Source organism: Mesorhizobium sp. P2_A12 (assembly GCF_056405075.1).
The window spans coordinates 364,950-390,912 of sequence record NZ_JBFUCU010000002.1 but is presented as its reverse complement, the minus strand read 5'-3'; the positions used below and the strand labels follow the sequence as shown (position 1 = coordinate 390,912).

32 protein-coding genes are annotated in these 25,963 nt (G+C 63.1%); 11 read left to right on the top strand and 21 right to left on the bottom strand.

Annotated elements, in window-relative coordinates:
• Positions 1–141 precede the first annotated feature (141 nt).
• The 3 genes from AC1DZU_RS06690 to AC1DZU_RS06680 form a co-directional block, all read right to left on the bottom strand.
• Positions 142–300, bottom strand: a complete 159-nt coding sequence (locus AC1DZU_RS06690; RefSeq protein ID WP_167458376.1) for a hypothetical protein — start codon at positions 298–300, stop codon at positions 142–144.
• Between the two features lie 202 nt (positions 301–502).
• Positions 503–2,137 carry a chaperonin GroEL gene (gene groL, locus AC1DZU_RS06685; protein WP_477282924.1) on the bottom strand — a complete coding sequence of 545 codons (1,635 nt, stop codon included), beginning with the start codon at positions 2,135–2,137 and terminating at the stop codon, positions 503–505.
• A gap of 98 nt (positions 2,138–2,235) precedes the next feature.
• A complete protein-coding gene (locus AC1DZU_RS06680) occupies positions 2,236–2,550 on the bottom strand; it encodes a co-chaperone GroES (protein WP_477282922.1) in 315 nt (104 codons plus the stop codon).
• 249 nt (positions 2,551–2,799) lie between these two features.
• Here AC1DZU_RS06680 and AC1DZU_RS06675 point away from each other — a divergent pair, with 249 nt between their 5' ends.
• Positions 2,800–3,054 (top strand): hypothetical protein, encoded by a 255-nt coding sequence (locus AC1DZU_RS06675; RefSeq protein ID WP_184875526.1) that lies wholly within the window; start codon positions 2,800–2,802, stop codon positions 3,052–3,054.
• A complete protein-coding gene (locus AC1DZU_RS06670) occupies positions 3,051–3,317 on the top strand; it encodes a DUF1488 family protein (protein ID WP_027059776.1) in 267 nt (88 codons plus the stop codon). Before AC1DZU_RS06675 ends, AC1DZU_RS06670 begins: the two co-directional genes overlap by 4 nt.
• A 16-nt stretch (positions 3,318–3,333) precedes the next feature.
• Here AC1DZU_RS06670 and AC1DZU_RS06665 read toward each other — a convergent pair whose 3' ends face one another.
• From AC1DZU_RS06665 to AC1DZU_RS06655, 3 genes are all read right to left on the bottom strand, one after another.
• On the bottom strand, positions 3,334–3,525 hold the full coding sequence (locus AC1DZU_RS06665) for a hypothetical protein (protein ID WP_258595293.1): 192 nt from the start codon (positions 3,523–3,525) through the stop codon (positions 3,334–3,336).
• Positions 3,526–3,530: 5 nt separating this feature from the next.
• Positions 3,531–3,737 carry a hypothetical protein gene (locus AC1DZU_RS06660; protein WP_477282919.1) on the bottom strand — a complete coding sequence of 69 codons (207 nt, stop codon included), beginning with the start codon at positions 3,735–3,737 and terminating at the stop codon, positions 3,531–3,533.
• 175 nt (positions 3,738–3,912) lie between these two features.
• Complete coding sequence (locus tag AC1DZU_RS06655; protein WP_477282917.1) at positions 3,913–4,989, bottom strand: diguanylate cyclase domain-containing protein; 1,077 nt, start codon at positions 4,987–4,989, stop codon at positions 3,913–3,915.
• 267 nt (positions 4,990–5,256) lie between these two features.
• Between AC1DZU_RS06655 and AC1DZU_RS06650 the strand changes: the two genes are divergently transcribed.
• From AC1DZU_RS06650 to AC1DZU_RS06630, 5 genes are all read left to right on the top strand, one after another.
• On the top strand, positions 5,257–6,294 hold the full coding sequence (locus AC1DZU_RS06650; RefSeq protein WP_477282915.1) for a LacI family DNA-binding transcriptional regulator: 1,038 nt from the start codon (positions 5,257–5,259) through the stop codon (positions 6,292–6,294).
• A gap of 63 nt (positions 6,295–6,357) precedes the next feature.
• On the top strand, positions 6,358–7,605 hold the full coding sequence (locus AC1DZU_RS06645; RefSeq protein ID WP_477282913.1) for an ABC transporter substrate-binding protein: 1,248 nt from the start codon (positions 6,358–6,360) through the stop codon (positions 7,603–7,605).
• Between the two features lie 199 nt (positions 7,606–7,804).
• Complete coding sequence (locus tag AC1DZU_RS06640) at positions 7,805–8,734, top strand: carbohydrate ABC transporter permease (protein ID WP_477282911.1); 930 nt, start codon at positions 7,805–7,807, stop codon at positions 8,732–8,734.
• Positions 8,734–9,591, top strand: coding sequence for a carbohydrate ABC transporter permease (locus AC1DZU_RS06635; RefSeq protein ID WP_477282909.1), 858 nt, complete (start codon positions 8,734–8,736; stop codon positions 9,589–9,591). Before AC1DZU_RS06640 ends, AC1DZU_RS06635 begins: the two co-directional genes overlap by 1 nt.
• 22 nt (positions 9,592–9,613) lie before the next feature.
• Positions 9,614–11,584, top strand: a complete 1,971-nt coding sequence (locus AC1DZU_RS06630; RefSeq protein ID WP_477282907.1) for a glycoside hydrolase family 127 protein — start codon at positions 9,614–9,616, stop codon at positions 11,582–11,584.
• Between the two features lie 36 nt (positions 11,585–11,620).
• On the opposite strand, the gene AC1DZU_RS06625 is transcribed toward AC1DZU_RS06630, so the two are convergent.
• The 4 genes from AC1DZU_RS06625 to AC1DZU_RS06610 form a co-directional block, all read right to left on the bottom strand.
• Positions 11,621–12,196, bottom strand: coding sequence for a dihydrofolate reductase family protein (locus AC1DZU_RS06625; protein WP_477282905.1), 576 nt, complete (start codon positions 12,194–12,196; stop codon positions 11,621–11,623).
• A 199-nt stretch (positions 12,197–12,395) separates the two neighbouring features.
• The gene (locus AC1DZU_RS06620; RefSeq protein WP_477282903.1) at positions 12,396–12,929 is read right to left on the bottom strand and encodes an SRPBCC family protein; all 534 of its coding nucleotides are present in this window, start codon (positions 12,927–12,929) and stop codon (positions 12,396–12,398) included.
• Complete coding sequence (locus AC1DZU_RS06615; RefSeq protein WP_477282901.1) at positions 12,926–13,294, bottom strand: ArsR/SmtB family transcription factor; 369 nt, start codon at positions 13,292–13,294, stop codon at positions 12,926–12,928. Before AC1DZU_RS06615 ends, AC1DZU_RS06620 begins: the two co-directional genes overlap by 4 nt.
• A gap of 89 nt (positions 13,295–13,383) precedes the next feature.
• On the bottom strand, positions 13,384–14,115 hold the full coding sequence (locus AC1DZU_RS06610) for a gamma-glutamylcyclotransferase (protein ID WP_477282899.1): 732 nt from the start codon (positions 14,113–14,115) through the stop codon (positions 13,384–13,386).
• Between the two features lie 141 nt (positions 14,116–14,256).
• Between AC1DZU_RS06610 and AC1DZU_RS06605 the strand changes: the two genes are divergently transcribed.
• Positions 14,257–14,712: a hypothetical protein gene (locus tag AC1DZU_RS06605; RefSeq protein ID WP_477282897.1), complete on the top strand. Its 456-nt coding sequence runs from the start codon at positions 14,257–14,259 to the stop codon at positions 14,710–14,712.
• A 93-nt stretch (positions 14,713–14,805) separates the two neighbouring features.
• Here the strand turns inward: AC1DZU_RS06605 and AC1DZU_RS06600 are convergent, their stop codons facing one another.
• The 3 genes from AC1DZU_RS06600 to AC1DZU_RS06590 form a co-directional block, all read right to left on the bottom strand.
• Positions 14,806–15,840, bottom strand: a complete 1,035-nt coding sequence (locus tag AC1DZU_RS06600; RefSeq protein ID WP_477282895.1) for a hypothetical protein — start codon at positions 15,838–15,840, stop codon at positions 14,806–14,808.
• Positions 15,840–16,820, bottom strand: a complete 981-nt coding sequence (locus tag AC1DZU_RS06595) for a hypothetical protein (RefSeq protein WP_477282893.1) — start codon at positions 16,818–16,820, stop codon at positions 15,840–15,842. The genes AC1DZU_RS06600 and AC1DZU_RS06595 overlap by 1 nt, the downstream gene beginning before the upstream one ends.
• 144 nt (positions 16,821–16,964) lie before the next feature.
• Positions 16,965–17,117 carry a hypothetical protein gene (locus tag AC1DZU_RS06590; RefSeq protein WP_477282891.1) on the bottom strand — a complete coding sequence of 51 codons (153 nt, stop codon included), beginning with the start codon at positions 17,115–17,117 and terminating at the stop codon, positions 16,965–16,967.
• A 414-nt stretch (positions 17,118–17,531) separates the two neighbouring features.
• Here AC1DZU_RS06590 and AC1DZU_RS06585 point away from each other — a divergent pair, with 414 nt between their 5' ends.
• Entirely contained in the window at positions 17,532–18,224 is a 693-nt protein-coding gene (locus AC1DZU_RS06585; protein ID WP_477282889.1) for a DUF2270 domain-containing protein, read from the top strand.
• Positions 18,225–18,332: 108 nt separating this feature from the next.
• Here the strand turns inward: AC1DZU_RS06585 and AC1DZU_RS06580 are convergent, their stop codons facing one another.
• From AC1DZU_RS06580 to AC1DZU_RS06570, 3 genes are all read right to left on the bottom strand, one after another.
• Complete coding sequence (locus AC1DZU_RS06580; RefSeq protein ID WP_184875556.1) at positions 18,333–18,476, bottom strand: hypothetical protein; 144 nt, start codon at positions 18,474–18,476, stop codon at positions 18,333–18,335.
• Between the two features lie 76 nt (positions 18,477–18,552).
• Positions 18,553–18,810 (bottom strand): hypothetical protein, encoded by a 258-nt coding sequence (locus tag AC1DZU_RS06575; RefSeq protein WP_477282887.1) that lies wholly within the window; start codon positions 18,808–18,810, stop codon positions 18,553–18,555.
• Positions 18,811–18,974: 164 nt separating this feature from the next.
• The gene (locus tag AC1DZU_RS06570) at positions 18,975–19,256 is read right to left on the bottom strand and encodes a hypothetical protein (RefSeq protein WP_477282885.1); all 282 of its coding nucleotides are present in this window, start codon (positions 19,254–19,256) and stop codon (positions 18,975–18,977) included.
• Between the two features lie 546 nt (positions 19,257–19,802).
• Between AC1DZU_RS06570 and AC1DZU_RS06565 the strand changes: the two genes are divergently transcribed.
• A complete protein-coding gene (locus AC1DZU_RS06565) occupies positions 19,803–20,090 on the top strand; it encodes a hypothetical protein (protein ID WP_477282883.1) in 288 nt (95 codons plus the stop codon).
• A gap of 93 nt (positions 20,091–20,183) precedes the next feature.
• Here AC1DZU_RS06565 and AC1DZU_RS06560 read toward each other — a convergent pair whose 3' ends face one another.
• From AC1DZU_RS06560 to AC1DZU_RS06545, 4 genes are read right to left on the bottom strand one after another with little or no spacing between them, the layout of a single operon-like run.
• Complete coding sequence (locus AC1DZU_RS06560; RefSeq protein WP_477282880.1) at positions 20,184–20,429, bottom strand: MoaD/ThiS family protein; 246 nt, start codon at positions 20,427–20,429, stop codon at positions 20,184–20,186.
• Positions 20,429–22,693: a xanthine dehydrogenase family protein molybdopterin-binding subunit gene (locus AC1DZU_RS06555; RefSeq protein ID WP_477283273.1), complete on the bottom strand. Its 2,265-nt coding sequence runs from the start codon at positions 22,691–22,693 to the stop codon at positions 20,429–20,431. Before AC1DZU_RS06555 ends, AC1DZU_RS06560 begins: the two co-directional genes overlap by 1 nt.
• 2 nt (positions 22,694–22,695) lie before the next feature.
• Positions 22,696–23,172, bottom strand: coding sequence for a (2Fe-2S)-binding protein (locus tag AC1DZU_RS06550; protein WP_477282878.1), 477 nt, complete (start codon positions 23,170–23,172; stop codon positions 22,696–22,698).
• Positions 23,172–24,032 carry an FAD binding domain-containing protein gene (locus tag AC1DZU_RS06545; RefSeq protein ID WP_477282876.1) on the bottom strand — a complete coding sequence of 287 codons (861 nt, stop codon included), beginning with the start codon at positions 24,030–24,032 and terminating at the stop codon, positions 23,172–23,174. The genes AC1DZU_RS06550 and AC1DZU_RS06545 overlap by 1 nt, the downstream gene beginning before the upstream one ends.
• A gap of 259 nt (positions 24,033–24,291) precedes the next feature.
• On the opposite strand from AC1DZU_RS06545, the gene AC1DZU_RS06540 reads away from it, so the two are divergent.
• Positions 24,292–24,735, top strand: coding sequence for an SRPBCC family protein (locus AC1DZU_RS06540; RefSeq protein WP_477282874.1), 444 nt, complete (start codon positions 24,292–24,294; stop codon positions 24,733–24,735).
• Positions 24,736–24,927: 192 nt separating this feature from the next.
• Here the strand turns inward: AC1DZU_RS06540 and AC1DZU_RS06535 are convergent, their stop codons facing one another.
• Positions 24,928–25,929, bottom strand: a complete 1,002-nt coding sequence (locus AC1DZU_RS06535; RefSeq protein WP_477282872.1) for an NADP-dependent oxidoreductase — start codon at positions 25,927–25,929, stop codon at positions 24,928–24,930.
• Positions 25,930–25,963 lie beyond the last annotated feature (34 nt).

Sequence of the window (25,963 nt, the reverse complement as noted above, 5' to 3'; positions counted from 1 at the left end):
TAATATAATGACAATACCGGACACGCCGACACCGCCTACAGGAACTGGCTGGACCGCGCTCGGCCGGCGCGATCGACTCGCGCCGCTGACGCGCCATGTGATGCTGGCGTTGCGCGGAAAGCAGCGACGGCGCCGCAGCGCTCACATCGGGCGTTTGGGCTCGCTTTTTGAAGGCGCTGCCGTGTCGGAATCGGATTTCTTGTGCTTGTCGGCGGCAATCCGGCGGATGCGGTCGAAGCGGCTTTCCTCGGTGATTTCGGTCGTAACGACCGTCTCTGGCTTCTGCACGAACGTGATCATGGATCCGTCTCCTGGGCTAGAGGCCTGCACGCCGGGGGAGACTGCCCCCGGCGGTAATATCCGGCTCCTAGAACCGGCGTAGATTCAGGCCAGGCCGAGTCGAAAACGGTGGTTTCCGAGAACCGGAGCGGAGCGTACTTTTCGTACGCGAGCACCGGAAGCGCAGGTATCAGCCGTTTGCAGGCCGGCATCGCCTGAATCTTTAGTAGCCGCCCATGCCACCGCCGCCGCCACCACCCGCGGGTGCGGCATCCTTGGCCGGGATATCGGTGATCATCGCTTCAGCCGTGATCAGAAGGGCCGCGATCGAGCCGGCGTCCTGCAATGCGGTGCGCACCACTTTCGCCGGGTCGACGATGCCTGCCTTGATCATGTCGACATAGACCTCGTTCTGGGCGTCGAAGCCCTGATTGTGGTCCTTGCTGTCGGTGAGCTTGCCGACCACGATCGAGCCTTCGACGCCGGAATTCTCGGCGATCTGCCGGATTGGCGCTTCGAGTGCCCTGAGCACGATCGAGATGCCTGCCGTGACATCGTCATTGGCGCCGGTCAGGCCGGCAAGCGCCGACCTTGCGCGCAGCAGAGCCACGCCGCCGCCGGGTACGATGCCTTCTTCAACCGCCGCGCGCGTCGCATTCAGCGCGTCGTCGATGCGGTCCTTCTTTTCCTTGACTTCCGACTCGGTGGCGCCGCCGACGCGGATGACGGCAACACCGCCGGAGAGCTTGGCCAGCCGCTCCTGCAGCTTTTCCTTGTCGTAGTCGGAGGTCGTCTCCTCGATCTGGCCCTTGATCTGGGCGATACGCGCCTGGATGGTGGCCTTGGTGCCGGCGCCGTCGATGATCGTGGTGGTGTCCTTCTCGATCAGCACGCGCTTGGCGCGGCCCAGCATCTCGATGGTGACGTTCTCGAGCTTGATGCCGAGATCCTCGGAGATCATCTGGCCGGCGGTGAGCACGGCGATGTCTTCCAGCATCGCCTTGCGGCGATCGCCGAAGCCCGGCGCCTTGACGGCCGCGACCTTGAGGCCGCCGCGCAGCTTGTTGACGACCAGCGTGGCGAGCGCCTCGCCCTCGACGTCCTCGGAGATGATCAGCAGCGGCCTGCCGCTTTGCACCACCGCTTCGAGGATCGGCAGCATCGCCTGCAGATTGCCGAGCTTCTTCTCGTGGATGAGCACGTAGGGCTCTTCCAGCTCGACGCGCATCTTGTCGGCGTTGGTGACGAAATAAGGTGAGAGATAGCCGCGATCGAACTGCATGCCCTCGACGACATCGAGCTCGGTGTCGGCGGTCTTGGCTTCCTCGACGGTAATGACGCCGTCATTGCCGACCTTGTCCATCGCCTTGGCGATCATCTCGCCGACGCTGGCATCGCCATTGGCGGCGATGGTGCCGACCTGCGCGATCTCAGCCGACGATTTGACCTTCTTGGCGCGCGCCTTGATTTCCCCAACGACGGCGGTGACCGCCTGGTCGATACCGCGCTTGAGGTCCATCGGGTTCATACCGGCGGCGACCAGCTTAGCGCCTTCGCGCAGGATCGAGGCGGCCAGCACCGTGGCGGTGGTGGTGCCGTCACCGGCGAGGTCGTTGGTCTTCGAGGCCACTTCGCGCACCATCTGCGCGCCCATGTTCTCGAACTTGTCGGCAAGCTCGATTTCCTTGGCGACCGTGACACCATCCTTGGTGATGCGCGGCGCGCCATAGGCCTTGTCGATGATGACGTTGCGGCCCTTGGGGCCGAGCGTGACCTTCACCGCATTGGTGAGGATCTCGACGCCGCGCAGCATGCGGTCACGCGCATCGGTGGAGAATTTGATTTCCTTGGCAGACATGATTTTTATCCAGTTCGGTTGAGGAAGGCAGAGCCGTGCCCTCCATGATCAAAGCTCGGAGCAATCTTTGCGCATCCCGTGGACACGCATCGCTCCAATCAGGCGGCCTTCTTGGCTTCGACGGCCTTTTCGATAACGCCCATGATGTCGGCTTCCTTCATGATCAACAGGTCCTCGCCGTCGATCTTGACCTCCGTGCCCGACCATTTGCCGAACAGGATGAAGTCGCCGGCCTTGACGTCGAGTGGAACAAGCGCGCCGTTTTCGTCGCGTCCACCCGGGCCGACGGCGATGACTTCGCCTTCCTGCGGCTTTTCCTTGGCATTGTCGGGGATGATGATGCCGCCCTTGGATTTGGTATCGCCTTCAGCGCGACGAATGACGACGCGGTCGTGGAGTGGCCGAAATTTCATGGGAACTTCTTTCTGGGGCCGGCACAGGCGGCCACGCCCGTCCTATATAGACGCGTTGGCACTCGATAGATAGGAGTGCCAAAAATTATTCGCCGCCGGAATTAAATATTCAAAAGTATTATTTCGGTACCCGGTTTCGTGATATCGCGGGTTGGTCAAATAATTCAAAAAATTGAATTTTGCCGATTGAGTGCCTATTTATCGGACAAGTTCGTTTTCACGATTTCAGGCACAAGGGAGATTTCTTCGATGGCCGAAGGCAATCAGACGATCATGGAAAAAGCTGAAGCCCGCTTTGTCGACAAGCAGAAGAAAACGGCGGAGCGCAACAAGGCGACCGCCGAATACATCTCCGAGGCGCGGGCCAGGGAGATCAAGACGGCAAGGCTGAGGGAACTGCGGCTGGCCAAGGAAGAGGCAGACCGCGTCGCGGAAGCCCTGAACCCGACGCCGAAGAAGAAGCGGGTGGTCAAGAAGGCCGCCGCCACGGAGGTAAAAACATGAGCCTGACCTTCCCCAACCGCAGCCGCAGCTATGACGAAGCCGGCAAGCGCATCCGTTTCGTCGGCCATGACGGAATGTTCCAGATCTCCTTCTCCGTCGCCGCCGATGCGATGACCAGGATGCAGCCGGCGACCGCGGCCAATGAAGCCGGCTACCTCGCCACGTTCGACACGCAGAGCAGCGCCATACGCGACGTGGCGTCGAAAGCCTATGACCGCACCCGAAAGAGCATGTACGTGCTGACGGCGGCCGATTTCGGCTGATCGGCGGGGACCGTGGTCAGGACTTGCGCTCTGCCCTCTCCCGGCGCTTGACGTCACGGACGTTCATCTGGACGACCATGTCCTCGGCCTCGCGCGGGCCCATCCCGACCATCACCTTTTGCCGGATCACGGCAGGCTGGCCGGTGAAGACATCGATGATGGTCCAGCTCTGGGGCAGCTCCATGCGCAGCGTGTAGCGATTGGCCATGCCGGTCAGCCCTGTATCATGAAAAACACCGCGGCCAGGATCAGCACCGTCCAGGCGATGACCGACAGCTTCAGCACCATACCGCCATGCGCGGCCAGAAGCTCCCGCAGCCGCAACGCGACACCTGCCGACCGGGCCGGCGCCGTGACAGTGGCGACAGGCGACTTGGCGCCAAGTTTTCCAAACACAGGCAGCAGCGACGGTTCACGCACGAAAACAACCTCAGATGTCAGGAAGGAGCCGGAGCAAGGATGCTCGCTTGCCTTTCATAGCACTCTTTTCGCGAACGCCCTGCATGCCAAATACAAAATAGGCGCCAAGGATTGCACTGGTGAAAGATGCGCGGGCCCTGTCGGCGAGGCCGTACAACAAGCCGCAGCTTGGCCCTCAGGCCGCGGCGCTGCGGTCTTTCGCGGCGGCGTCGGGCTTGAAGATACGGAACGTGTTGCGCCCTGCCGCCTTGGCGGCATAGAGCGCGGTGTCGGCCTGCATGAACAGGTCGCACGGCGCGCCCGCCTGGGCGAAGGCGATGCCGACCGAGGCGCCAAGGTTGAGCGACTGGCCGCAGGCCGCGACCGGCTTGCCCATCGCCTCGATGATGCCGCGCGCCAGGCCGGAGACCGCGCCGCGGTCGAGATGCGGGCCGAGCAGGACCGCGAACTCGTCGCCGCCGACGCGCGCCACGAGATCCGCCTCGCGGCAGCTGCCGGCAAGGCGCTCAGCCGCCGCCTTCAGGCATTCGTCGCCGACGACATGGCCGAACGTGTCGTTGACGGCCTTGAAGCCGTCGAGGTCGATCAGCAGCAACGCGCCGAGCGGGCGGCCCTCGTCCGTATGCGCAAGCCGCTCCTGGAACCGGCCGCGATTGGCCAGCCCCGTCATGACGTCATATTCGGCCAGATAGCGCATCCGGCCCGACAGTATCTTCTCCTCGGTGATGTCCTGCTTCATGCCGAAGATGCGCACCGCAGCGCCGTCCTCGCACTCGACCGTCGCAGTGATGCGGATCCAGCGGCTGCGGCCGGCAAAGGTGGTGATCTCCGCATCGAGGGTGAAGCCGTTGCGCTCGGCAATCGCCCGGCCGCGCAGGCTGTCCAGCGCCTTTCGCGACTCCGCCGGATAGCACTTGATGATCTCCGAGCGATCGAGCACTGAGCCGCGTGGCAGGTCAAACAGGTCATAAACCACATCGGTCCAGGTAAGCCGCTCGTCGGGCAGGCTGCATTCCCAGACGCCAAGGCGCGCTGCTGCCGAGGCGCGGTCGAAGATCTTGCGGCTGTGAGCCAGCGAACGCTCTTGCCTGGCAATCAGTTCGGCCTGCGCCGCGAGTTCCGCCTTGAGCCGGGCAATGGCCGCGGCTTCGCGGCGTCGCTCGTCGGAGCGGCTGTCGCGCCCTGCCCCCCTGCCGGGCTGCGAGACATCGGTCCGCGCCGGGCCTTTCGGGGTGTAGGGCGTATCGGGCATGGCGGGGCTCTGCTGTCCTGGCGGGCGACCACCATGGCGCGCAAGCGATTAACACTTCGCTGACGGGAAGCCCGGCTTTGCCGGAATTTGCCGCGAAAATTCCACCCGAGGGCGCCTGCAATTTTTCCCTTGAACAAGCTTCGTATCTCGCCTAGTTTCGACTTGAGAAAAGGTTTTTCCAACAGTTTTGACTGGGTTAGCCGCAAGGCTGGCCCATTCTCCGGACTATAAGGGAAAACCTTTTCCCAACTAAGGATTTTTGGCGCGATGGCATCGGAGCCTGTCCCCGTCTTTTCCAAGCCAGTCACCCTGCGTGACGTGGCGGCACAGGCCGGCGTCAGCGTCGCTACCGCTTCCAAGGCGCTTAACGACCAGGGGCGCATGACCGCAGAAACGCGCGAGCGCATTCGCGAGACGGCCCGGCGTCTCGGCTTCCGCCCCAACAGCCTGGCGCAGAGCCTGCTCAGGCGGCGCAGCTTCACTGTCGGCCTGCTCACCAACGATACCTATGGCCGCTTCTCGCTGCCGTTGATGTCGGGCATTTCGGACGCGCTGGTCGACAATGGCGTCTCGGTGTTCCTGTGCAATGTCGAGGAGGATCCGCGCCTCGGCCAGATGCATGTCGACGCCATGCTCGACAAGCGCGTCGACGGCATCATCGCCACCGGCAAGCGCATCGACCGACATTTGCCGGTCGACCTCAGCAATCTGCGCGTCCCCGTGATCTATGCTTTCACGCAGCCCGATCCCGACGCCATCGCCTTCGTCTCGGACGATGCCGGCGGCGCGCGGCTGGCGGTCGAGCATCTGTGCCGGCTCGGCCGCGAACGCATCGCCCATGTCACCGGGCCGGCGAGCTTTGCCGTGGTGCATGCACGGGCGCAGGCCTATCGCGACGTACTGGCCGAAAACGGCTTGCCGGTCACCGAGCCGCTGCTCGGCTCCTGGTCGGAAGCCTGGGGTCACGAGGCGGTGGCGCAGCTGTTCGACAGCAGGAATGAAAGGCCGGACGCCGTCTTTTGCGGCAACGACCAGATCGCGCGCGGCGTCATCGATGCCTTGCGCGAGCGCGGTCTCAGCGTTCCCAACGATGTCGGCGTCATCGGTTTCGACAATTGGGAGATCGTGGCCGAGGCGACGCGCCCGCCGCTGACCTCGGTCGACATGAACCTGGTCGCCCTCGGGCGCGAGGCGGGGCTAACCCTGCTTTCGCTGGTTGGCGGCCAGCCCGCCGCGCCGGGCATTCGAAAACTGCCGTGCCGGCTGGTGGTGCGGCAGTCATGCGGCCATCCGCTGGATGGCTGAAAACCACGCGCCGCGCGATCGGCGCCAAGCCGCGGACCGCGGCGAACCCTGGAGGAGGAGAACATGAGGAACCTGATTGCCAAACTGGCCCTGGCCGCTGCCGTACTGGGTGGCGGCATCAGTGCCGCGGCCGCCGAGACGGCCAACATCTGGGTGCGCGCCGACGGCTCGAATTTCATGCCGAGGATCGTCGATGCCTACAACAAGGCGCACACCAACCAGATCAAGCTGGACATCATCCCCAATGCCGAGATCATTCCGAAATATGGTGCGGCGGCCGCCGGCGGCACGGCGCCCGACGCGCTGTCGCTCGACCTGATCTACACGCCGTCCTTCGCCGCCGCCGGCCAGCTCGAGGACATCACCGACTGGGCGAAATCGCTGCCCTATTTCTCCAGCCTGTCGCCAGCGCATGTGAAGACCGGCACCTACAAGGATCACATCTACGGCCTGCCGTTCTCGGCCGACGCCTCGGTGCTGATCTGGAACAAGAAGCTGTTCAAGCAGGCCGGCCTCGACCCCGAGAAAGGCCCCACCAACTGGGCCGAGATCGCCGCCGATGCCGAGAAGGTCAACGGGCTCGGCGGCAACATCAAGGGCTTCTACTTCTCCGGCAATTGCGGCGGCTGCAACATCTTCACCTTCACGCCGCTGATCTGGGCGTCGGGCGGTGACATCCTCAGCGAGGACGGCTCGAAGGCGACGCTGGACAGCCCGCAGCTGCGCGGCGCCATCGATCTCTACCGCTCGATGGTCAAGAAGGACCTGGTGCCCGCAGGCGCGCAGACCGACACCGGCGCCAACTTCTTTGCCGCCTTCGCTGCCGGCAATATCGGCATCTCGCCATCCGGCGCCTTCGCCATCGGCGCGCTCAACACCCAGTATCCCGATGTCGACTACGGCGTCACCTTCCTGCCGGGCAAGGACAGCGGCTGGTCGTCCTTTGCCGGCGGTGACAATTTCGTCGTCACCAAGGGCACCACGAAACTCGCCGTGGTGAAGGAGTTCCTCGATTTCGCCTATTCGCTCGAGGGCCAGACCATCCTGGCCAAGTACGGCAGCCTGCCGGTGCGCGGCGACATCGCCAAAGAAGCGCTGAAAGATCTCGATCCGCGCTACCAGATCGCCGCCGAGGCCATGGCCAAGGGCCGCACCCCCTATTCCGTGGTGTTCAACGATTTGATCAACTCCGCCAACGGTCCGTGGACACAGATGATCAACGAGGTCTTCTTCGGCGACGATGTCGACGGCGCCATAGCCAATGCGCAGGAGACCATGCAGTCGATCATCGACCAGGCGCCGCAGAAGTAGCGGACGCCTGCCGGCCGCCCGCTTGTCTCCCTGGGCGGGTGGCCGCCCTATCTCCCTTGAAGGGAGGTCGGACAGCAGGTCCGGGTTGGGTCGCTTCTGACGTGCTCGACGTTTCTTGTCGGCGCACTACAGAGAGGACGCCACCCCGACCGTCGACCGGACCCTCCCGAGGGAACGCAGCGCCAACGGAAGAACAGCCATGACCTCCATCACAGCAGCAACCCCTGCCCCGCCACGCGCCCGAAAGCTGGTCGGCGCCGGCCGCCGGCAGTGGATTGGCCTGCTCTATGTCGCGCCGGCCGTTGCGCTGGTCGTCGTCTTCTTCCTCATCCCCCTTGGCATGACAGCGTGGATGTCGTTGCACAACTGGCCGCTGATGGGCGAGCATAGCTTTATCGGCCTAGGCAACTATGCCGCCCTCCTGCGCGACACCAGGTTCTGGAACGCGCTCAAATTCACCGGTTATTACACCGTGATTGTCACCATCGCGATCTTCGTGGTGGCGTTTCCGCTGGCGCTGTTCGTCGAACGGCCGCGTCCGCTGACCAATCTTTATCGCACCATGTTCTTCATGCCGGCGGTGGTCGGCTTTGCTTCGGCGAGCCTGCTCTGGTCATGGCTCTTGAACGTCGATTCCGGACTGTTCAGCCCGGCCGCCTACGATCTCGGCCTAATCGACAGGAAGTTCAACCTGCTGGCCACTTTCCAGCCGGCCTTCTGGTCGATCATCGCCATGGTCGTCTGGAAGGTCGCCGGCTTCACCATGATCATCCTGATGGCCGGCCTGCAATCAATCCCGCAGGACCTGCAGGAGGCGGCGGTCATCGACGGCGCCGGGCGGTTCGCCCGGTTCAGGGCAATCACGCTGCCGCTGATGCGCCGCACGCTGGCGCTGGCGCTGATCCTGTCGGTCGCCGGCTCGATCCTCGCCTTCGACCAGTTCTACATCATCCTGCGCGGCGGCCCGCGCAACCAGACGCTGACCGCGGTCTACTGGATCTTCAACCAGTCCTTCGTGTCGTTCAAGCTCGGCTATGGCGCGGCACTCTCCATGGTGCTGCTGGTGATCCTGGTGGCGCTCAGCCTCGTCCAGCTGTGGCTGCTGCGCAAGCCGGAGGGTCTCGACTGATGGCGCAGGCCACCACCCGCAACCGCCGGCTCGCCGCCCGCATCGCCGAGCATTCGACCGGCATCATCGCCTCGGTGCTGTTTGCGGCGCCGATCGTGTGGGCGGTGCTGTCGGCCTTCAAGCCGGCCCAGGAAGCGCGCTTGCCGCCGCTGCCGCCCTGGCCGACGTCGGGCATCTCGCTGGAGAATTATGCCACCCTCAACAGCTTCGGCGACGGGCTGTGGGTCTCGGCGCAGAACAGCATCTATGTCTCGGTGATGACCGTCGTGCTGTCGGTCGCCGTCAGCGTGCTGGCCGGCTACGGCTTTTCGCGATTTCGGTTCCCGTTCAAGGATCTGTTCTTCATCCTCATCCTGTCGACGATCATGATCCCGTTCCAGTCGATCCTGACGCCGATCTTCCTGGTGCTGACCAAGCTTGGCCTGCACAACACGCTGACCGGCCTGGTCGGCGTCTATGTGACGCTGCAACTGCCGTTCTCGATCTTCATGATGCGCAACGCATTCGACGCGGTGCCGCGCGAGATCGAGGAAGCCGCCCGCATGGACGGCGCCGGCAACATCACCATGCTTATAAAGGTGATGCTGCCACTGGTCTGGCCGGGCGTCGTCACCATCGCGCTGTTTGCCTTTCTCGGCGCGTGGAACGAGTTCCTCGCCGCGCTCGTGCTGATGACCGACCAGTCCAAATTCACGCTGCCGGTGATGATGACAGCACTTCAGTCGGGCCGCTTCGGCGCCATCGACTGGGGCGCGGTGCAGGCGGGCGTCACCGTGATGATGGTGCCGTGCCTCATCCTGTTCCTGGTTCTGCAGCGCTTCTACATCCGCGGCCTGATGGCCGGAGCCGTCAAGTAATTCGACCGAATGGAGTAAGTTCATGACCGCATCGCCATCCACCCAAACCGCCCGGACGGGCAAGACGGGCAAGCCCAAACTCGCCTTCCGCCCGCTGCCGGTGCCGCAGGTCGACGTGCGCGGCTTCTGGGGCGATCGCGCCGACGCGGTCGCCGGCGCCACCGCCCGCATCCTCTACGACCGTTGCGTCGAGGCCCGCATGCTGGAGCAGATCGACCCGGACCGGCCCTCGCCCGGTGTCGTCATCCCTTTCCATGTCAGCGACGGCTTCACCGCCAGCACGGTGACGACACAGATGTTCTGGGATTCCGACTGGGGCAAGACCATCGAGACCGCAGCCTATTCGCTCTACCGGCGCAAGAACCCCGAACTGGAGAAGAAGATCGATGCCGTCATCGACATGTATGAGAAGCTGCAGCAGCCGGACGGCTACCTCTCGAGCTGGTATCAGCGCATCCAGCGCGGCCTGCGCTGGACCAATCTGCGTGACTGCCACGAGCTCTATTGCGCCGGGCACCTGATCGAAGGCGCGGTCGCCTACTACCAGGCCACCGGAAAACGCAAACTGCTCGATGTGATGTGTCGCTTCGCCGACCATATCGCCACGGTGCTGGGACCGCAGCCCGGCCAGAAACATGGCTATTGCGGCCACGAGGAGATCGAGCTGGCGCTGGTCAAGCTGGCGCGGGTGACCGGCGAGCAGAAATACATGGAGCTGGCGAAATACTTCATCGACCAGCGCGGCCAGCAGCCGCACTACTTCGACGAGGAGGCCCGCGCCCGCGGTGCCGATCCCAGGGATTTCCATTTCAAGACCTATGAGTACAACCAGTCGCACATTCCGGTGCGCGAGCAGGACAAGGTCGTCGGCCATGCGGTTCGGGCCATGTACCTCTATTCGGGCATGGCCGACATCGCCACCGAATATGCCGACGACACGCTGCGGACGGCACTCGACCGGCTGTGGGACGATCTCACCACCAAGAGCCTCTACATCACCGGCGGGCTTGGCCCATCGGCGGACAATGAGGGCTTCACCAGCGATTACGACCTGCCCAACGAGAGCGCCTATGCCGAGACCTGCGCCGCCGTCGGGCTGGTGTTCTGGGCCAGCCGCATGCTCGGCATGGGGCCGAACGCCCGCTACGCCGACATGATGGAACGTGCCCTCTACAATGGCTCGATCTCGGGCCTGTCGCTCGACGGCTCGCTGTTCTTCTACGAGAACCCGCTCGAAAGCCGCGGCGCTCACAACCGCTGGAAATGGCACCGCTGCCCCTGCTGCCCGCCCAATATCGGGCGCATGGTCGCCTCGATCGGCAGCTATTTCTACAGCCTGTCCGACGATGCTGTTGCCGTGCATCTCTATGGCGACTCGACCGCCCGCTTCGACATAACAGGCGTCCCGGTGAGCCTGACGCAGGCGAGCCGCTATCCCTGGGACGGCGCCGTCGAGATCACGCTCGCCCCGCAGGCGCCGGTGGAGTTCACCCTCCATCTGCGCATCCCGGCCTGGAGCACCGGCGCCGAGCTGACGGTGAACGGCGAGCCGGTCGGCCTGGCGGATGTCACCAGCGACGGCTACACCGCGATCCGGCGGACATGGAAAAAGGGCGACCGCGTCCTGCTCGATCTCGAAATGCCGATCGAGCGGCTCTATGCCAACCCGCAGGTGCGGCAGGATGCCGGCCGAGTCGCGCTGTCGCGCGGTCCGCTGATCTACTGCGTCGAGGCGACCGACAATGACAGCCAGCTGCATCGCCTGACGCTGCCGAGGGCCGCAAGCGTCGAAGCGCAGCAGCGGCCCGAGCTTCTCGGCGGCGTGGTGACGCTCTCGGCCACCGCGCAAGCCGATGCAGGCGACGGCTGGCAAGGTGGGCTCTACCGGCCCGCGCCGCCGGCCACCACCAAAACGCGCCTGACCGCCATTCCCTATTTCGCCTGGGACAACCGCGAGCCTGGCGAAATGCTGGTGTGGCTGAGAGACGGATGAGAGAGCCTGTCGAGTTTCCAAACAGGCTCTGAGCGCTCAGCCGATCTTGTAGACCAGGCTCAGCCGCCCGCCCGGCATCTGTTCGACCTTGGTCAGTTCCAGGTCGCGGCGCTGGGCCGTCGTCGAAAACAGCACCTTGCCCTCGCCGGCGATCAGCGGATAGACGACGAGGCGCAATTCGTCGACCAGCCCGGCCTCGGTAAGGCTGTCGGCGATGGTCGAGCCGCCCATCAAATAAACGTCCTTGCCGGGCTGGCGCTTCAGCGCCGCGACATCGTCGTTGGACCTGAGAAAACGCGTCATCGGCCAGTTGGCTGAATTCAGCGTGTTCGACAGCACATAGTGCGGTGTCTTGGCGGCAAAACGTGCCCAGGGCAGCTCTTCCCGCGCGGCAGGCTTGCCGGTCATCGGCAGCGGCTCGCCGGGTGCGTTCTGGATCGCGGTCCAGTACTGCTCGTAGCCGGGATACATGCGGCCGCCGAGCACGCAGGCATCCACCTGTTCCATCAGCCCATAGTCCTCCGACCAGGCATGCACCCAGTCTGCGATGCCGGTCGGCCCCTCTGCCTTGCCGTCGACTGAAATCTTCATGGCGGCGATCAATTTACGCATGGCATTCTCCTTTGCGCACAAAGGCGCGGTTGTGCGGCCCGCGGGCCGGCGGTTCAAAATGTCGGGAAATGTTGGGAAATGTCGCTGCAGGGCAGCGGTCGTCATGCGGACGATCGCCCGCTTGTCAGTCAACGGTCATGCAAGTCTCGAAGTGTCCGGCGCTATCGTCTCCTTTCCACGGGTTTCGCGTCTCTCCTGCTCAGGCAGGCAGGCGCCGGTCGTAGTCCTTTCTCAGTCTCGACCAGCCGTCCCAGAACGGCTCCGGCTGTTCTCCGCGCAGCCTCGCGGCCAAAATGTCGAGATGCATGTGCCAGCCGGGGGCGATGTTGAGCATCAGCGACCGGTCACCCAGGCGGCGATGGACAATGGTGAGCAGCACATCCTTGCCTAGCGAAGTGAGTTCGAACGTAACGCCGCCGGTGCTGCCCCAGGTGATGCCGAGCCGGTGCGGCGGATCGATCTCGGTGATCTCACCCGGCATGGTGTGCACGGCCGGAAATCCTGGCGGGCGCTCGCCGGCCGGCTCGGTCAGTTCGTCGTTGCGCCAGGTGAGTTCGAAGGGCGAGCCGGCCTCGCTTCCCATGGGGCCGGCGGCCAGCCATTGGCGACGCAGTTCTGGGTCGGTGATGTAGCCCCAGATGCGCTCAGCCGGGCCGGGCAGCAGCCGTTCGATCGTCAAGGTGGCCGGCTCGGTCAGCACGCCATAGCCATTCTCGGCATGTCGTTCGGTCATGTCTGGTCTCCCTTCTTCTGCGTCGACGATTTGCGCGCGTCGTCCTCGCGCAGCAATCGTTCCAATATGTCGAGCCTCCCCGTCCAGAAGCGCGAGTAGGCTCCAAGCCACTCATGCGCGCTGGCCAGCGGGCCAGCCTCGAGGTGGCATACATGCGTGCGGCCGAGCACCTCGCGGCGGATCAGTCCGGCATTCTCCAGCACCTTGATGTGTTTGGAAGCAGCCGCGAGCGACATCGCGAATGGTTCGGCCAGCTGGCTCACCGTACGCCCGCCACCGGCGAGTTCGCGCAGCATCTGCCGGCGCGTCGCGTCGCCAAGGGCGTGAAAGACCTGATCCATCTCGTATGTGAGCAATTCAACCATGTGGTTGAATATGCGCGCGCGGCTTTTGATTGTCAACCGTTTGGTTGAATATTATTTGGCGGCGCCAAGAATGACGGACTCTTGCGGCTTTAGCCGGCGTGGGCGCGGCCGATCTCCTCGGCCACCAGTTCCTGCAACTGCCACAGATTGCGGTCGCGAATGCCGCAGGCGTCGAGATGGCGGATCGTCTCGAAGAGGTACTCCGCACCCGAGCCCCAATGGCCGACCGCCGTGGCCAGTGTCTCAGCGATCGTCCGCTTGTCGAGTTTGCCGGCATAGCGCGGATTGGCGGGATCGACGACGAAGCTAAGCGCGCGGCACTTGCCGCCCTCGGTCCTGACCTGCAGCCAGCGTGGCACGTTGACAGCCGGCAGGATGGTCATCTCGCGGCGCAGCAGCGCTTCGAGATTGGCGGCAATCGGCTCCGCAATCTCGAACACCATGCCCTGGCACTGGCCGCCGCGATCGAGCGCCATCATCAGGCCGGGCTGTTCGACCGTGCCGCGAAAACGCTTCACGGTGAAGCAAAACGAACGGTGCCAGCCGGTCGCCACTGCCCGCTCGCCACCCCTCACCTCGCCGACCGGCTTCCACAGCAGCGAGCCGTAGGCGAACAGTTTTAAAGGCCCGGCCGGCGCGCCGGCCAGCACTTCGTCGCGGATGCGCGCATAGTCGGCGTCGGTCATGTAGACCATGCCCGGTGTCGGTCCTGCATCCTCGACCGCGCGCATGGTGCGGGCGACGAGTTCCTCGGTCAGTGCCATCGGCGCCTTGCGCGGCTCCGACTTTCGCGACGATGCGGCAGAAATCGGTTTGTTCATTCGCGCGTCTCAACCATGGCCGCCATGTTGCTTAGCGCAGGGGAGATTCTCAAGGGGGCTGGCCGGGTGACATGAACTTGAAAAACCCCTGACTGCTTCCCACGTTTTTGACGGCGCTCAAAGCGCAGGTGTAATCGTGCCATGTTCGCCAAGTTCGAACGCAATGCCGTGCTCAATGTCCTCGGAGGCTTTCTTGCCGGCTGCGGTATCGTGGCCTTTGTCTGCTTCTTCGTTCTCGACCATATCTGGACATCAACCGCCCCTCACCTACCTGACGCGGTACGAGGCCTGGTCTATCGACACAATGAGCATGGCTGGATCACCTACTTCTCCGCCTTTCAGGCAACGAGTTGTTGGCTTCTGTTCCTGACGTTTTTTTCGTTGGGCGCGCTAGGTGGTCATATCAGGCCCAAGCGCAACTGGAATGTCGTTGCAAGCCGGTTCGGCATCAGGTCCACCTTCGACGCCGACGACCCACGTTACGTTGCACGATGGGGCGGTCTAGCGGGTCTATGTTTTGCTCCTTTCGCCATCTTCGTGATTGCCCCACCCTTTGTCCACTGGTTGAACCGGGCAGGTTTCGTTGCCGGATTCTGAGCGACCGGCTCTTCAACGCGGCATCAGAATCTGAGCTGTCGCATCCAACGGCTTGACTGGATTCGACAAAACACCGTCGCTCCACAACGTGCTTCAATGCGGAGGATGATCCGGCCGGTCGTTGCACCCGTCGACATAGGGATGGACCGACCATTTGGAGCCGGGCCGCGCCTGTTCCTGCTTGGTGAGTGGATCCTGGGATTGCGCGTACCCATCCTGGTAGCCGCGAATGATCCCGTCGATATCGGGGGGCCAGTCACCATCCCACGGCCCTCCCAGGATCTGGGCCTGCTGGACCGGATGCAGTTCGTTGTGGCCTTCATGAAAGCTGTCGTGGATATGTCCGGCGTCATAGACCCATCGGCCGGTCACGCCCAGGATTGTCGCTCCGGTTCCATCGCCCTTGTTGACCTCGATGCTGGGCAGTCCGGCATCGCTCGGGCTGGCCGTGTCCGAACTGCTGAAGGCCGCGCCAAGCAGCGCGGCAAGCAAGGCGAGAAGCGCCAGGATGTAGGCAACGACCACGCCGACGCCCGACATGCAGAGTGCCAGCGCCGTCAGGGCTGCAATCAGCGCCAGGATGTTGACGGTCTGCAGGTCGTGGATCGAGGCGCCCTCGAACTCCACATGCAGTGCCTCTGATTTTACCCCGGTCGCCTTGTCCTCCGCCGGATTCCCGGTGAACAGCAAGCCGTGCGAGGAGGTGGTGGCGGTTTCAGCCATCAGATAGCCGAACGGAACGCTGGCGCCGGCAACGGCCTGGCTGACGCCCACCGGGTTGTTCGGCAGCAGCAGGTTGAGGCTGTAGTCGGAGTCCAGGCTTCCGGGCCATGTCTTCTCCGAAGGCGGCTCGATGCTGATGACCATCCCGACGACGCTGACCGGGCTCTTGTCGCCGAGACAAACCAGCCGGTTGTTGAGCCACCAGTCGCAATAGGCGAGAATCCAGACAATCCCGGTCACCACAAGCGCAATCGGCAAGCACCACGGTTCGCCCATCGCGATCAGCACCACAGCCATGACGGCCGCGAATATGCCGCTGGTGATCGCCGCGCTGATGTACTGGTTGACCGAGATCACCTTGTCCGCGGTCGTGCACGTGGTCCAGGATTTGTCGTCGGTGGCCATCACGGCTCCAGGCTGCTGAGGACGGTCAAGGTGACGCCGCCACTGGCGTGCTCACCCTCGTCGAACGCATTCAAATTGAGGGCTTGCCGGCCGGTCCAACCACTCGGCGGGGTGGCGACCGCCGTGATCGTCACCTGTTCGCCCGGCGCCAGCGACGGCTGGTCAGGCGAAATCTCGACCTTCCAGCCAGGCGGCAGCGGATGAACCGCCGGCAAATGTGCCGCCAGCCGGCGCTTTTGCTCGGCCTTGACGGACTCCTCTGTCGGTTGCCGGTCGTCACGACAGGGGTTGAGCGGCGGAATGGTGTAGGCGTCGACGGTGAAGCGATACCGGTGCGGCCGACGGGTGGCGTTGCGCAGTTCGAATTGAAATGTCGCCGGCGACTGCGCCAGCCCGATGTCGGTGTTTTTCTGTCCGAGATTGTTGGCGAAGTTGGCATCGTCGGCCGGGTCGAGCAAGGCCTGCAGGCAATAGTGACCTGCTTCCCGGGGCGTATGCCAGTCGAAGGAGACGAACCCGGGCTGGCCGGCGGATCCGATCACCCCGACCGAGACCGGCCTGGTGTCTATCGGGTTCGACACGGTTCCGATACCGAACGACAGATAGGACAGATGAACCGGCATCTTGACGACAACGGCATCCTTGGAGGCGTTCCAGACGCGGACGCGCACCTCGTAGTCGGTGTCAGCCTGCAACTTGCCGGCAGGAACGGGCACCCCACCCTGGCGCACCTCGATGTCGGGATTGTCCCAGGTCACCGCGAGGCCAAGGCCGATCAGATAGTATTGATCGTAGATCAGCGGATCGGGCCGGCAGAATGCAGGATGGTCGATCGGCACGCAATGTGCCCGGGACCCCTTCTGGTCGACCCGACGGTCACCCCCCAGCCGCCACCGGCGACAGAAGCGGTGAGCCATCTCGATCAGCGCCGGAATCCAGGCGGAGAACAGTGCTCGCAGTATTGCCGCTATTCCACGCATCGACTCCCTTTCTGAAGCTAACGCAGGGCAACGCCTGATTAACGACGGGATTCGCGCGGCAACAGCGCTCTGGACGGGTTAGACGACTGGTGCCGCTTGTAACTCTGGTCAGACGAATAAAGCGGAACTTGAATGGTAGGCTGGCTATTTCCGCACGAAGAAACCGCGCGCGAACTGCACGATGCGCTTGTGGAAGACAAGCGCCAATATTGCGACAACGGCAAGTACGTACAGAGCTTCTGTCGATCCGTCGCCGCCGTCAGGCGAAATACCTAACCACCTCTCGATGAAATCCATGTACAGATTCCCCCGCGCAAACTTTCAAGCGAAATCTAGCATAGCTCTTCAGCTTGGCCCAGTGTCAAGCCATGAATCGTTTCCATCCAAGATGAATCCAACAAGGAACCATTTGACCACCTGACCTGCGGTACGCGGCCGCCTCGACAACATTGCCTAAAGATTGCCTAAAAATTGTGCCGGCTTATTGCCGTACGCCTGATGGAAATCTTTGCATCTCAATCATTTCACGGTCGTTTTCCAAAATTGTGTTCAACCCGCACTACCTCAAGCCCATCGATCAGCGCGTCGCGAAACAGCGCGCGATGGTCGGTCGGGCTCGTTGTCCTTCTGGTCGACTGGATCGGCGGGCCAAAATGAGCACCTGGGAACAATGTTGCCGGCAAAGTGTTCTAGTCCTTGCCGGAGGATGTCATGAACGATGCGTCGGCAAAACCCGCGGGCCTCGTCCTTTCATCGACGGAGCGCGTGAATACGCTGTCGCATTTTCACCGCGCCGAGATTGCCCGCATGGCGGGATGGCGCGACCGGCTCGACCGGACGACGAACTGGGCGATCACGGTGGTGGCGGCGCTGCTTTCGGTATCGCTGTCCACGGCCAGTGCGCATCACGGCGTGCTCCTGTTCGCCATGCTGCTGATCCTGCTCTTGCTGTGGATCGAGGCGCGCCGCTATCGGTTCTTCGACTTCTACCGGGCTCGCGTGCGGCAGTTCGAGCGTCACTATTTCGCGCAGATCTTTTCCCCGCAACCGGACTTTGCGTCTGACTGGCTGCTCATCGTCGGCGAAGGCCTGCGCGCGCCGAAGTTCCTGCTGTCGCAGCGCGCTGCGCTGGCGCGCCGCCTGCGGCGAAACTACATCTACCTGTTCCTGATCCTGCTGCTGGCCTGGGTGGTCAAGATATCGACCCCCAGCCTTCAGACCGCGGGCCTCAGGACCGGGTTTGTCGGTTCGCTTCGCGAGGCCGTCGAAAGCGCCTCCCTTGGCCCCATTCCCGGTACGGTGATCGTGGTCGTCGTGGCGGCATTCTATGCCTGGCTGCTGGCTATCGTCTTTTTCGCGGCCCGCGACGACGGCGAACTTTCCTTCGGCGACGTCCACGTCTGACGTCGAACTCTGACGACCGGCGGCTGCAGAGCAAATGCCGGCCCCCGCGCTGTTCTGGTCAGTTCGCTAAGGCGTTTGAGGGCGCCAAGCCGGGTAGCGGCAAGCCCGCTACATGCCGAAGAACTGCCTGCCGATCATGTAGCCCAGCGCCGCCGCGACCAGCGGAAACAGCGTCGGCGCGACCTTGCCAAGAAGGGAAACCTGCTGGGCCTTCGCCGGCGTGTGGCGTGCATTGCCGAGATTCTTGGTCATTGCTTGCCTTAGCTTTGAATGATTCATTAGCAAATGCTGATTAACAGCATGGCCGCATTAACGGCTTGCAAAGAAATTAGATCAAATAGCCGACCATTCCTGCCGCCGATCCTGCCGGCGGCGGACACATCGGCGCCGCCGAGACGGCCTCCGCTTGCCCGGCAATGATGACAGCCTCACCCACATCGTCTCCGGCCTGATGCCGATGGCAATCGGCGAGGTTCACAAGCACGACGAGGCCGGCAGCAGCCGGCCTGATCCAGGCGAAGCCCGTGGCGCCCGAATTCCACCGCTCCGCATATCGGCGGTCGAAGCCGATGTTGAAATCATCCATCCACGTTCTCCCCCTTAAGACCGTGAACGCCGACTTGGCGAGGTCGAGATCATCGCGCCTAGTCACCGTGTCCGCAATGAGGTCAAAATCCATCATCGCGGATCACCGCATTGCCCCTCGAAGCTGACCTTGCCAGAGCTTGACCAAGACCGCTCTGGTCTTGATCAATGCGCCACGCCGTCGGATGCGTGCAGAAGTCTCCAGGCCAAGCCGATGCGGCCGTCCAACTGGGATGCAAAATGTTCGGCGGCGATGCCTTCCAGGCCGTCATCGACGAGAGCTTCGATGCTACGTCGCACCAGCGCGAGTTGCATCTCGCGGGCGTGTGCCAGGTCTGCCTCTCTCATGATTTCCGTGACGTGGTAGGCGACAACGGGATGGCCGAGGCAAGACGTCAGCGCGCTCGCTTCCGACGTCACTGCCGTAACTGCATCTTCGATCTTCATTCTGGCGCTCCTCATCAAACATGATGCTGGCGCCTCCCTATGAGACGACGGTGTTCCGTCGTTCCTTTTCAATTTCGACTGTCGCGAGTGGCAGGTGTGCGCGAAAAGGAGAATTACCTCTTGTTCCAGTCTCCTTGAATAGCCTCGCTACCCAAATCAGTATGCTGCAAATTTGAATTAAAGGCGACCGGATAGTTAATCGATGGTTAATGGCGGCGCTCGCACCTCAGGCGTTCGCGCATGAAACATCGGGCAGGTCCGCATTGCTCCTCTTTTCGGACATTGAGACCAGCGTCGCCGTGCGCTCAGAAACGGACCTCGCGATCCAGAACCGCAGCTGGATGGACCAGCAAGCGCGCCGACGAGCAGCCGAGCCGAGCAGCAGACGCGCTCGGCGGAAGAGTCTAACACCTGGGTCCCAAGCCAATTTCCGCCTGCTGCGCTCCACGTTATTGCAAGACGTTCAAATTTGAGCTTTCGCACTCATGCTTTGTCGAGAGTATCTCCTGTAGTCATTCAAACCTTCTACGCCGTAAGGAGAACGCAATGACTCGCAATCACGTTGAACGTCTTGGAGAGTTCAGGGAAATCCTGGTCGCGACTCGACGCGAAGGAGTCCGTAACGTGCACCATACCCGCGACGCAATGCGGGCAAGTGGCTTTCAGATCGGGGACAGCGACGGCTCCAGCTACGGAGCCGAGTTGAAGGCGCTGCAAGAGGAAATTGAGGCAGTCGACCGCGCCATCGAAGACGAGAAGCGGTTGGCCTTGGCCCTCGAGAGCGCGGCTCAATCCCGCCGACCGAATAAACCGAGAATCGTGAAGGCAACATAGAGTCGGGTACGGCCCTCGGCGCCCGTCGCGTCGATCGCCTGCGGCATGGTGTCGGGCTCGTCGCTAAGCCACAGCAGCAAGACGCTTGTCCAACTATCCCCCGGCCAGCCTCGGCAGCAGGAAAATCTCCGAGCCCTCTGGCAATTCCTTCGACCAGGTGTCGCGATAGATCGTGCCGTCGATGGCGACGGCAATGCCGCGGTCGATCAAGGGCTCGATGCCGGGATACTGTTCAGCCAGTTTCCTGAACAGTTCCCTTATGTCCTTGGCCTCGATCTCGACCTTGCTCTTGCCTCCGGCGGCCGCGCCAAGCGATCCCCAGAGCGTCACTTCGACCATCAGCCTGCCCGTTCCGCCTCGATCGCCGCCAGGATGCGCGGCGGCGACATCGGAATATGTGCCATGCGCACGCCGGCGGCGTTCGACACCGCATTGGCGATCGCCGCCAGCGGCGGCACGATCGACGTCTCGCCGACGCCGCGCACCCCGTATGGGTGGTTGGGGTTGGGGATCTCGAGGATCTGCGTGTCAATCATCGGCAGGTCCGAGCAGACCGGGATGCGATAGTCGAGGAAGCCGGGATTCTGAAGCCGCCCGTCCTTGCCGTAGATATACTCCTCATTGAGCGCCCAGCCGATGCCTTGCGCGGCACCGCCCTGGTACTGGCCCTCGACGTAGGTCGGGTGCACCGCCTTGCCGGCATCTTGCACCACCGTGTAGCGCAACACCCTCGTGGCGCCGGTCTCGGGGTCGACCTCGATATCGCAGATATGGGTGGCGAAAGAGACGCCGGCGCCGTCGGCGACGAGTTCGCTGTGGCCGGCGATCGGTCCGCCGGTCGTGCCCGACGCGGCGGCAATCTCCTTCAGCGACAGCTTGCCGAGATTGCCGTGCTTCTCGCCCTTGGCAACGGCGTGGCCCTGTTCCCAGACCACGTCGTCGACGGCAATGTCCCACATCTGCGCGGCGCGTTCGCGCAGGATCTTGATCGCGTTGCGGGCGGCCGAGATGGTCGCCATGGAGGACGAGAAGGTGCCCCGGCTGCCGTCGGTCATGTCGTTGTAGCCGAGGCTGGAGGTGTCGGCGACGATCGCCTTGACCTGCTCGTAGGCGATGCCGAGTTCCTCGGCCGCCACCAGCGACAGCGAGGCGCGGGAACCACCCACGTCCACGGTGCCGACGGCAAGCGAGACCGAACCGTCCATTCCGATGTTGAGGTCGGTGCAGGTCTGGCCGCCGAAGTTGAACCAGAAGCCGCAGGCCATGCCCCTGCCCTGGTTCTTTCCGAGCGGCGCCTTCATGTGCGGATGGTTCTTCACCGCCTCCAGCGTCGGGCCAATGCCGATCGGGCCATAGACCGGGCCGTAGGACGACCTGGTGCCTTCCCGCGCGGCGTTCTTTATGCGGAAGTCGACCGGGTCCATGCCGATCTCTTTGGCCAATTCGTCGACCGCGCTTTCCACCGCGAACGCCGCCATGGGTGCGGAGGGCGCGCGATAGGCCGCCGTCTTCGGCCGGTTGACCAGCACTTCGTAGCCGACCGTCTTGACGTTCTCGAGCCTGTAGCAGGCGAACGCCGTCATGGCGCCGATCTCGGCCCAGGAGCCCGGATACGGGCCACAGGAATAGCGCAGCGTCGCTTCGGCGGCGGTGATGGTGCCGTCCTTGCGGGCGCCGATCTTCACGTCGATCGAGGTGGCGCTGGTCGGGCCCGAGGCGCGGAACACCTCGTCGCGGGTCATCACCAGCTTGACCGGGCGCCCCGCCTTGCGCGACAGCGCCAGCGCCACCGGCTCAGCCCAGACATGGGTCTTGCCGCCGAAGCCGCCGCCGATCTCCGAGGAGGTGACGCGCAGCTTCGAGGCTTCCATGCCAAGCAATTGGGCGCAGTGCTGGCGATAGACGAAATGCCCCTGCGTGCAGACCCAGAGGTCGGCGGTGCCGTCGGAGCTGACGCTCGCCACGCAGGCATGCGGCTCGATATAGCCCTGATGCGTCTGCTCGGTCTTGAACGACCGCTCGACGATGAAATCGGCATGCCCGAAACCCTGGTGGACATCGCCATGGCCAAACTGGCTGCGCTTGGTGACGTTGGACGGTTTTACCGGCTTTTCCTCGAGGCCCTCGGTGAAGATGGCATCGTTGATGAGGGGTGCGGAGTGCTTCATCGCCTCGTCGACATCGGTGACATGCGGCAAAAGCTCGTAGTCGACCTCGATCAGTTTCAGCGCCTGCCGGGCCGTGCGGGCGTCGACGGCTGCCACCGCGGCCACCGCATGGCCGTCATAGAGCGCCTTGGTGCGCGCCATGCAATTGTCGAGGATGTCGTACATGGCGGCATCGCCATCGGTGAGGTCTGGCAGGTCGGCCGCGGTGATCACCGCCTTCACGCCGGGGAGCTTCTCCGCCTTCGAGGTGTCGATCTTCCTGATCGTGGCGTGGGCGTGGGGGCTTCTGAGGACGCGCCCGACCAACTGGCCGGCCATGTTGAAATCCGCGCCGTAGCGCGCGCGGCCCGTCACCTTGTCGACGCCGTCGGGGCGGATAGGACGTGTGCCGACGGAGGCGAAGTTGCGATTGGAGTAACGCGGATCGAAATTCATCGTCATGCTCCCTTCATCACGTTTGCCGCGTCCTGAACGGCACGCACGATCTTGTCGTAGCCGGTACAGCGGCAGAGGTTCCCGGCGAGGCCGAAGCGGATTTCCTCCTCGGTCGGATCGGGGTTCTTGGCCAGCAGGTCCTTGGCCGCGATCAGGAAGCCAGGCGTGCAGATGCCGCATTGCAGTGCTGCGTGCTCGAGGAATTTTTGCTGCAGCGGATGCAGCCTGTCGCCATGCGCCATGCCCTCGACGGTCTCGACACGGCGGCCCTCGGCTTCCGCGCCGAGCACCAGGCAGGAGCACACCAGCCGGTCGTCGAGGATGATGCTGCAGGCGCCGCAGTCGCCGGTGCCGCAGCCTTCCTTGACGCCCGTCAGCCCCAGGCGATCGCGCAAGACGTCAAGCAGCGTCTCGTCCGGCTGGCAAAGGTACTCGACGCTGTCGCCGTTGATTGTGGTTGAGACTGCTACACCAGCCATCACTTGCCTCCTGCACGTGCATAGGCGGTCGTGGCGGCCCGCTTGGCCAGCACACCCGCAACTTTCCTTCTGAATTCGATGGTGCCCCGCTTGTCGTCGATGGGGCGGCAGGCGCCAAAGCAGACCTTGGCGAGCCTTTCAAGCGCGGCTTCGTCCAGCTTCCTGCCGATAAGGGCCTCGGCTGCCTCTTCCACCAGCAGCACCGTGGGCGCCGCGGCGCCCAGCGCCACGCGGGCCGCTGTGACGACGTCATGTTCACCGAGCGTCAAATTCACGCCGGCGCTGACCACCGCGATATCCATTTCCGTACGGGGAATGAAGCGCAGGTAGGCATCGCCCGAGCGCGGTGCGCGCTTGTCGAGCAGGATCGCCTCGACGATTTCGCCTTTGGCCAACGACGTCTTGCCCGGGCCGGTCGGCACGTTTCCTACGGGAATCGTACGCCTGCCCCCCGGGCCGACGACCGATGCCCTGGCGCCGGCCGCGACCAGCGCCGGCACGCTGTCGGCAGCCGGCGAGGCGTTGCAGAGATTGCCAACGATCGTGCAGCGCCCCTGCACCTGCTTCGAGCCTATCAGCTTGGCCGCTTCTACGACGCCGGGCCATGCCTTCTTCAGGGCAGCGCTCTCGCCGAGGACCGCGCAGGGAACAGCGGCACCGATGCTGAAACCGTCGGCCGTTTCCCTGATTTCACTCAAAGCCTCGATCGCCTTGATGTCGACGATCAGGTCGGGTTCGACAAAGCCGCCCTTCATCCTCACCAGCAGGTCGCTGCCCCCGGCAAGAATGGCGGCCGTACCTGTCGCCGCGGCCAGCTGGCCAACGGCATCTTCGATTGAAAGCGGACGTATGTAGCGCATCGTCTCCCCTTGGTCCTTGCGATCTCAGCGACCGTTATAAACAGTCTCCTCATAATGGCTATCCGGTTCCGCATTTGCGTCGATTAGGCCAGGCGCCGCAAAATCGAGTCCCACATCAACCTCAACCGGCGTACGCCAAGCCGTGCGCAGCCGGACAGGCTTGCGGCCAGGTCTTCAAAAATCCGAGAGCGTGTGTCGGACTGGCCAAGTCTCGTTCGTCCTAGGAACATCGAACAGCTATCGTGAAAGGATACAGGATATGCCCGGCACCGTACATTTGCATCGCGTTATGACGACCAGCCCGGAGAAGATCTATCGCGCCTTCGTTGAAGCGGACGCGCTGGCGAAGTGGCTTCCGCCGAACGGCTTCACCTGCACGGTCCATCACCTCGAGGCAAAGGTCGGCGGCACGTTCAAGATGTCCTTCCGCAACTTCACGACCGGCAACAGCCATTCCTTCGGCGGCGAGTATCTCGAACTCGTTCCGGCCGAACGCCTGCGCTACACTGACAGGTTCGACGATCCCAACCTGCCCGGCGAGATCCAGGTGACCGTAATCTTGAAAAAAGTGTCGGTTGGCACCGAAGTCGAGATCACCCAGGCAGGCATTCCGGACGTCATTCCGGTCGAGGCCTGCTATCTCGGCTGGCAGGAGTCGCTCAGAAACCTGGCAAGGCTCGTCGAACCCGAGATCAATCAATGATAGCAATTCCAGGACAACTGCGCAGCGCAATTGCGTAAAAACAAATAGCTGCGGCGGCCGGAGACCGGCCGTCGATCAACGTCAACGCCAGCTCTCCGCTCGTTCTTGTCCTCTGCGCAAATCCGCTCGAATGTCGCGCACGCCGTGTCCCGAGTGTTGGCCGAGCACCGGCACCGCAGGAAAGATGTAGCGCTATCTCACCTTGATGACGACCTTGCCCTTCGCACGCCCGCTCTCGACGTAAGCCAGAGCCTCATTGGTCGCTTCGAATGGAAAGACCCGATCGACAACCGGGCGAATGGTTCCGGATTCGATGAGAGAGGTGATCTTGCCCAGCTGATCGCCCTGCGCCCACATGAAAAGGAACGAAAACTTCACCCCACGGCGCCTGGCCCTGGTCCGAATGCCGCGACTCAACAGGCGCAGTATCAATCTCAGCATCAGGTTCAGGCCCTTTTCCCTGGCAAATTCGGGATCCGGTGGGCCGGAAATGGAGATGAGCTTCCCACCCGGTTTCAGCACATTCAAGGATTTTTCAAGCGTCTTGGCGTCCTGACTGTTCAAGACGACATCGTAGCCCGACAGGACTTTCTCGAAGTCGTCTTTCCTGTAGTCGACGACGACATCGGCGCCGAGACCCCTGACCAGATCGGCACTCGCCGCACCAGCGGTTGTGGCAACGATCGCGCCGAGATGCTTCGCCAGTTGGATGGCGAATGTCCCCACGCCGCCGGAGCCGGCCTGGATGAAGACCTTCTGTCCCTTCTTCAGGTTTGCCCTTTCAATGAGCGTCTGCCAGGCGGTCAGACCGACCAGCGGGATCGAGGCCGCCTCTTCCATGCCCAGATTCTTAGGCTTCAAGGCCACGTCGGCTTCATCCATGGCGATGAACTCGGCGAATGTCCCGATCCGGCCATCGCGCGGCCGCGCATAGACATCGTCGCCGGGTTTGAATTTGCGGACTTTCGATCCCACGCGGAGAACTGTCCCAGCCACGTCGTGGCCCAGGATGAAGGGCCGGCGATAGGGCAGGATGAGCTTGAATTCACCGGTCCTGATCTTGGAATCCAGCAGGTTCACGCCCGCGGCATGGACCTCGACCAGGACATCGTTGTCCTGGAGTTCCGGCATCGGCATCTCGGCCAGCCGCAGAATGCCTTTCTTGCTATATTTGTCGACAACGAATGCCTTCATGATGGCAGCTTTCTGAAAATGATTTTGGTATGCC

Coding starts and splice junctions, on each gene's coding strand:
- AC1DZU_RS06675 (WP_184875526.1), top strand. CDS start 2,800: ATGGCCGAAGGCAATCAGACGATCATGGAAAAAGCTGAAGCCCGCTTT.
- AC1DZU_RS06625 (WP_477282905.1), bottom strand. CDS start 12,196: ATGCGTAAATTGATCGCCGCCATGAAGATTTCAGTCGACGGCAAGGCA.
- AC1DZU_RS06580 (WP_184875556.1), bottom strand. CDS start 18,476: ATGACCAAGAATCTCGGCAATGCACGCCACACGCCGGCGAAGGCCCAG.
- AC1DZU_RS06540 (WP_477282874.1), top strand. CDS start 24,292: ATGCCCGGCACCGTACATTTGCATCGCGTTATGACGACCAGCCCGGAG.
- AC1DZU_RS06670 (WP_027059776.1), top strand. CDS start 3,051: ATGAGCCTGACCTTCCCCAACCGCAGCCGCAGCTATGACGAAGCCGGC.
- AC1DZU_RS06615 (WP_477282901.1), bottom strand. CDS start 13,294: ATGGTTGAATTGCTCACATACGAGATGGATCAGGTCTTTCACGCCCTT.
- AC1DZU_RS06535 (WP_477282872.1), bottom strand. CDS start 25,929: ATGAAGGCATTCGTTGTCGACAAATATAGCAAGAAAGGCATTCTGCGG.
- AC1DZU_RS06575 (WP_477282887.1), bottom strand. CDS start 18,810: ATGGATGATTTCAACATCGGCTTCGACCGCCGATATGCGGAGCGGTGG.
- AC1DZU_RS06665 (WP_258595293.1), bottom strand. CDS start 3,525: ATGGCCAATCGCTACACGCTGCGCATGGAGCTGCCCCAGAGCTGGACC.
- AC1DZU_RS06605 (WP_477282897.1), top strand. CDS start 14,257: ATGTTCGCCAAGTTCGAACGCAATGCCGTGCTCAATGTCCTCGGAGGC.
- AC1DZU_RS06555 (WP_477283273.1), bottom strand. CDS start 22,693: ATGAATTTCGATCCGCGTTACTCCAATCGCAACTTCGCCTCCGTCGGC.
- AC1DZU_RS06565 (WP_477282883.1), top strand. CDS start 19,803: ATGACTCGCAATCACGTTGAACGTCTTGGAGAGTTCAGGGAAATCCTG.
- AC1DZU_RS06570 (WP_477282885.1), bottom strand. CDS start 19,256: ATGAAGATCGAAGATGCAGTTACGGCAGTGACGTCGGAAGCGAGCGCG.
- AC1DZU_RS06635 (WP_477282909.1), top strand. CDS start 8,734: ATGGCGCAGGCCACCACCCGCAACCGCCGGCTCGCCGCCCGCATCGCC.
- AC1DZU_RS06590 (WP_477282891.1), bottom strand. CDS start 17,117: ATGGATTTCATCGAGAGGTGGTTAGGTATTTCGCCTGACGGCGGCGAC.
- AC1DZU_RS06545 (WP_477282876.1), bottom strand. CDS start 24,032: ATGCGCTACATACGTCCGCTTTCAATCGAAGATGCCGTTGGCCAGCTG.
- AC1DZU_RS06640 (WP_477282911.1), top strand. CDS start 7,805: ATGACCTCCATCACAGCAGCAACCCCTGCCCCGCCACGCGCCCGAAAG.
- AC1DZU_RS06610 (WP_477282899.1), bottom strand. CDS start 14,115: ATGAACAAACCGATTTCTGCCGCATCGTCGCGAAAGTCGGAGCCGCGC.
- AC1DZU_RS06690 (WP_167458376.1), bottom strand. CDS start 300: ATGATCACGTTCGTGCAGAAGCCAGAGACGGTCGTTACGACCGAAATC.
- AC1DZU_RS06600 (WP_477282895.1), bottom strand. CDS start 15,840: ATGGCCACCGACGACAAATCCTGGACCACGTGCACGACCGCGGACAAG.
- AC1DZU_RS06645 (WP_477282913.1), top strand. CDS start 6,358: ATGAGGAACCTGATTGCCAAACTGGCCCTGGCCGCTGCCGTACTGGGT.
- AC1DZU_RS06630 (WP_477282907.1), top strand. CDS start 9,614: ATGACCGCATCGCCATCCACCCAAACCGCCCGGACGGGCAAGACGGGC.
- AC1DZU_RS06595 (WP_477282893.1), bottom strand. CDS start 16,820: ATGCGTGGAATAGCGGCAATACTGCGAGCACTGTTCTCCGCCTGGATT.
- AC1DZU_RS06620 (WP_477282903.1), bottom strand. CDS start 12,929: ATGACCGAACGACATGCCGAGAATGGCTATGGCGTGCTGACCGAGCCG.
- groL (WP_477282924.1), bottom strand. CDS start 2,137: ATGTCTGCCAAGGAAATCAAATTCTCCACCGATGCGCGTGACCGCATG.
- AC1DZU_RS06655 (WP_477282917.1), bottom strand. CDS start 4,989: ATGCCCGATACGCCCTACACCCCGAAAGGCCCGGCGCGGACCGATGTC.
- AC1DZU_RS06550 (WP_477282878.1), bottom strand. CDS start 23,172: ATGGCTGGTGTAGCAGTCTCAACCACAATCAACGGCGACAGCGTCGAG.
- AC1DZU_RS06650 (WP_477282915.1), top strand. CDS start 5,257: ATGGCATCGGAGCCTGTCCCCGTCTTTTCCAAGCCAGTCACCCTGCGT.
- AC1DZU_RS06560 (WP_477282880.1), bottom strand. CDS start 20,429: ATGGTCGAAGTGACGCTCTGGGGATCGCTTGGCGCGGCCGCCGGAGGC.
- AC1DZU_RS06585 (WP_477282889.1), top strand. CDS start 17,532: ATGAACGATGCGTCGGCAAAACCCGCGGGCCTCGTCCTTTCATCGACG.
- AC1DZU_RS06680 (WP_477282922.1), bottom strand. CDS start 2,550: ATGAAATTTCGGCCACTCCACGACCGCGTCGTCATTCGTCGCGCTGAA.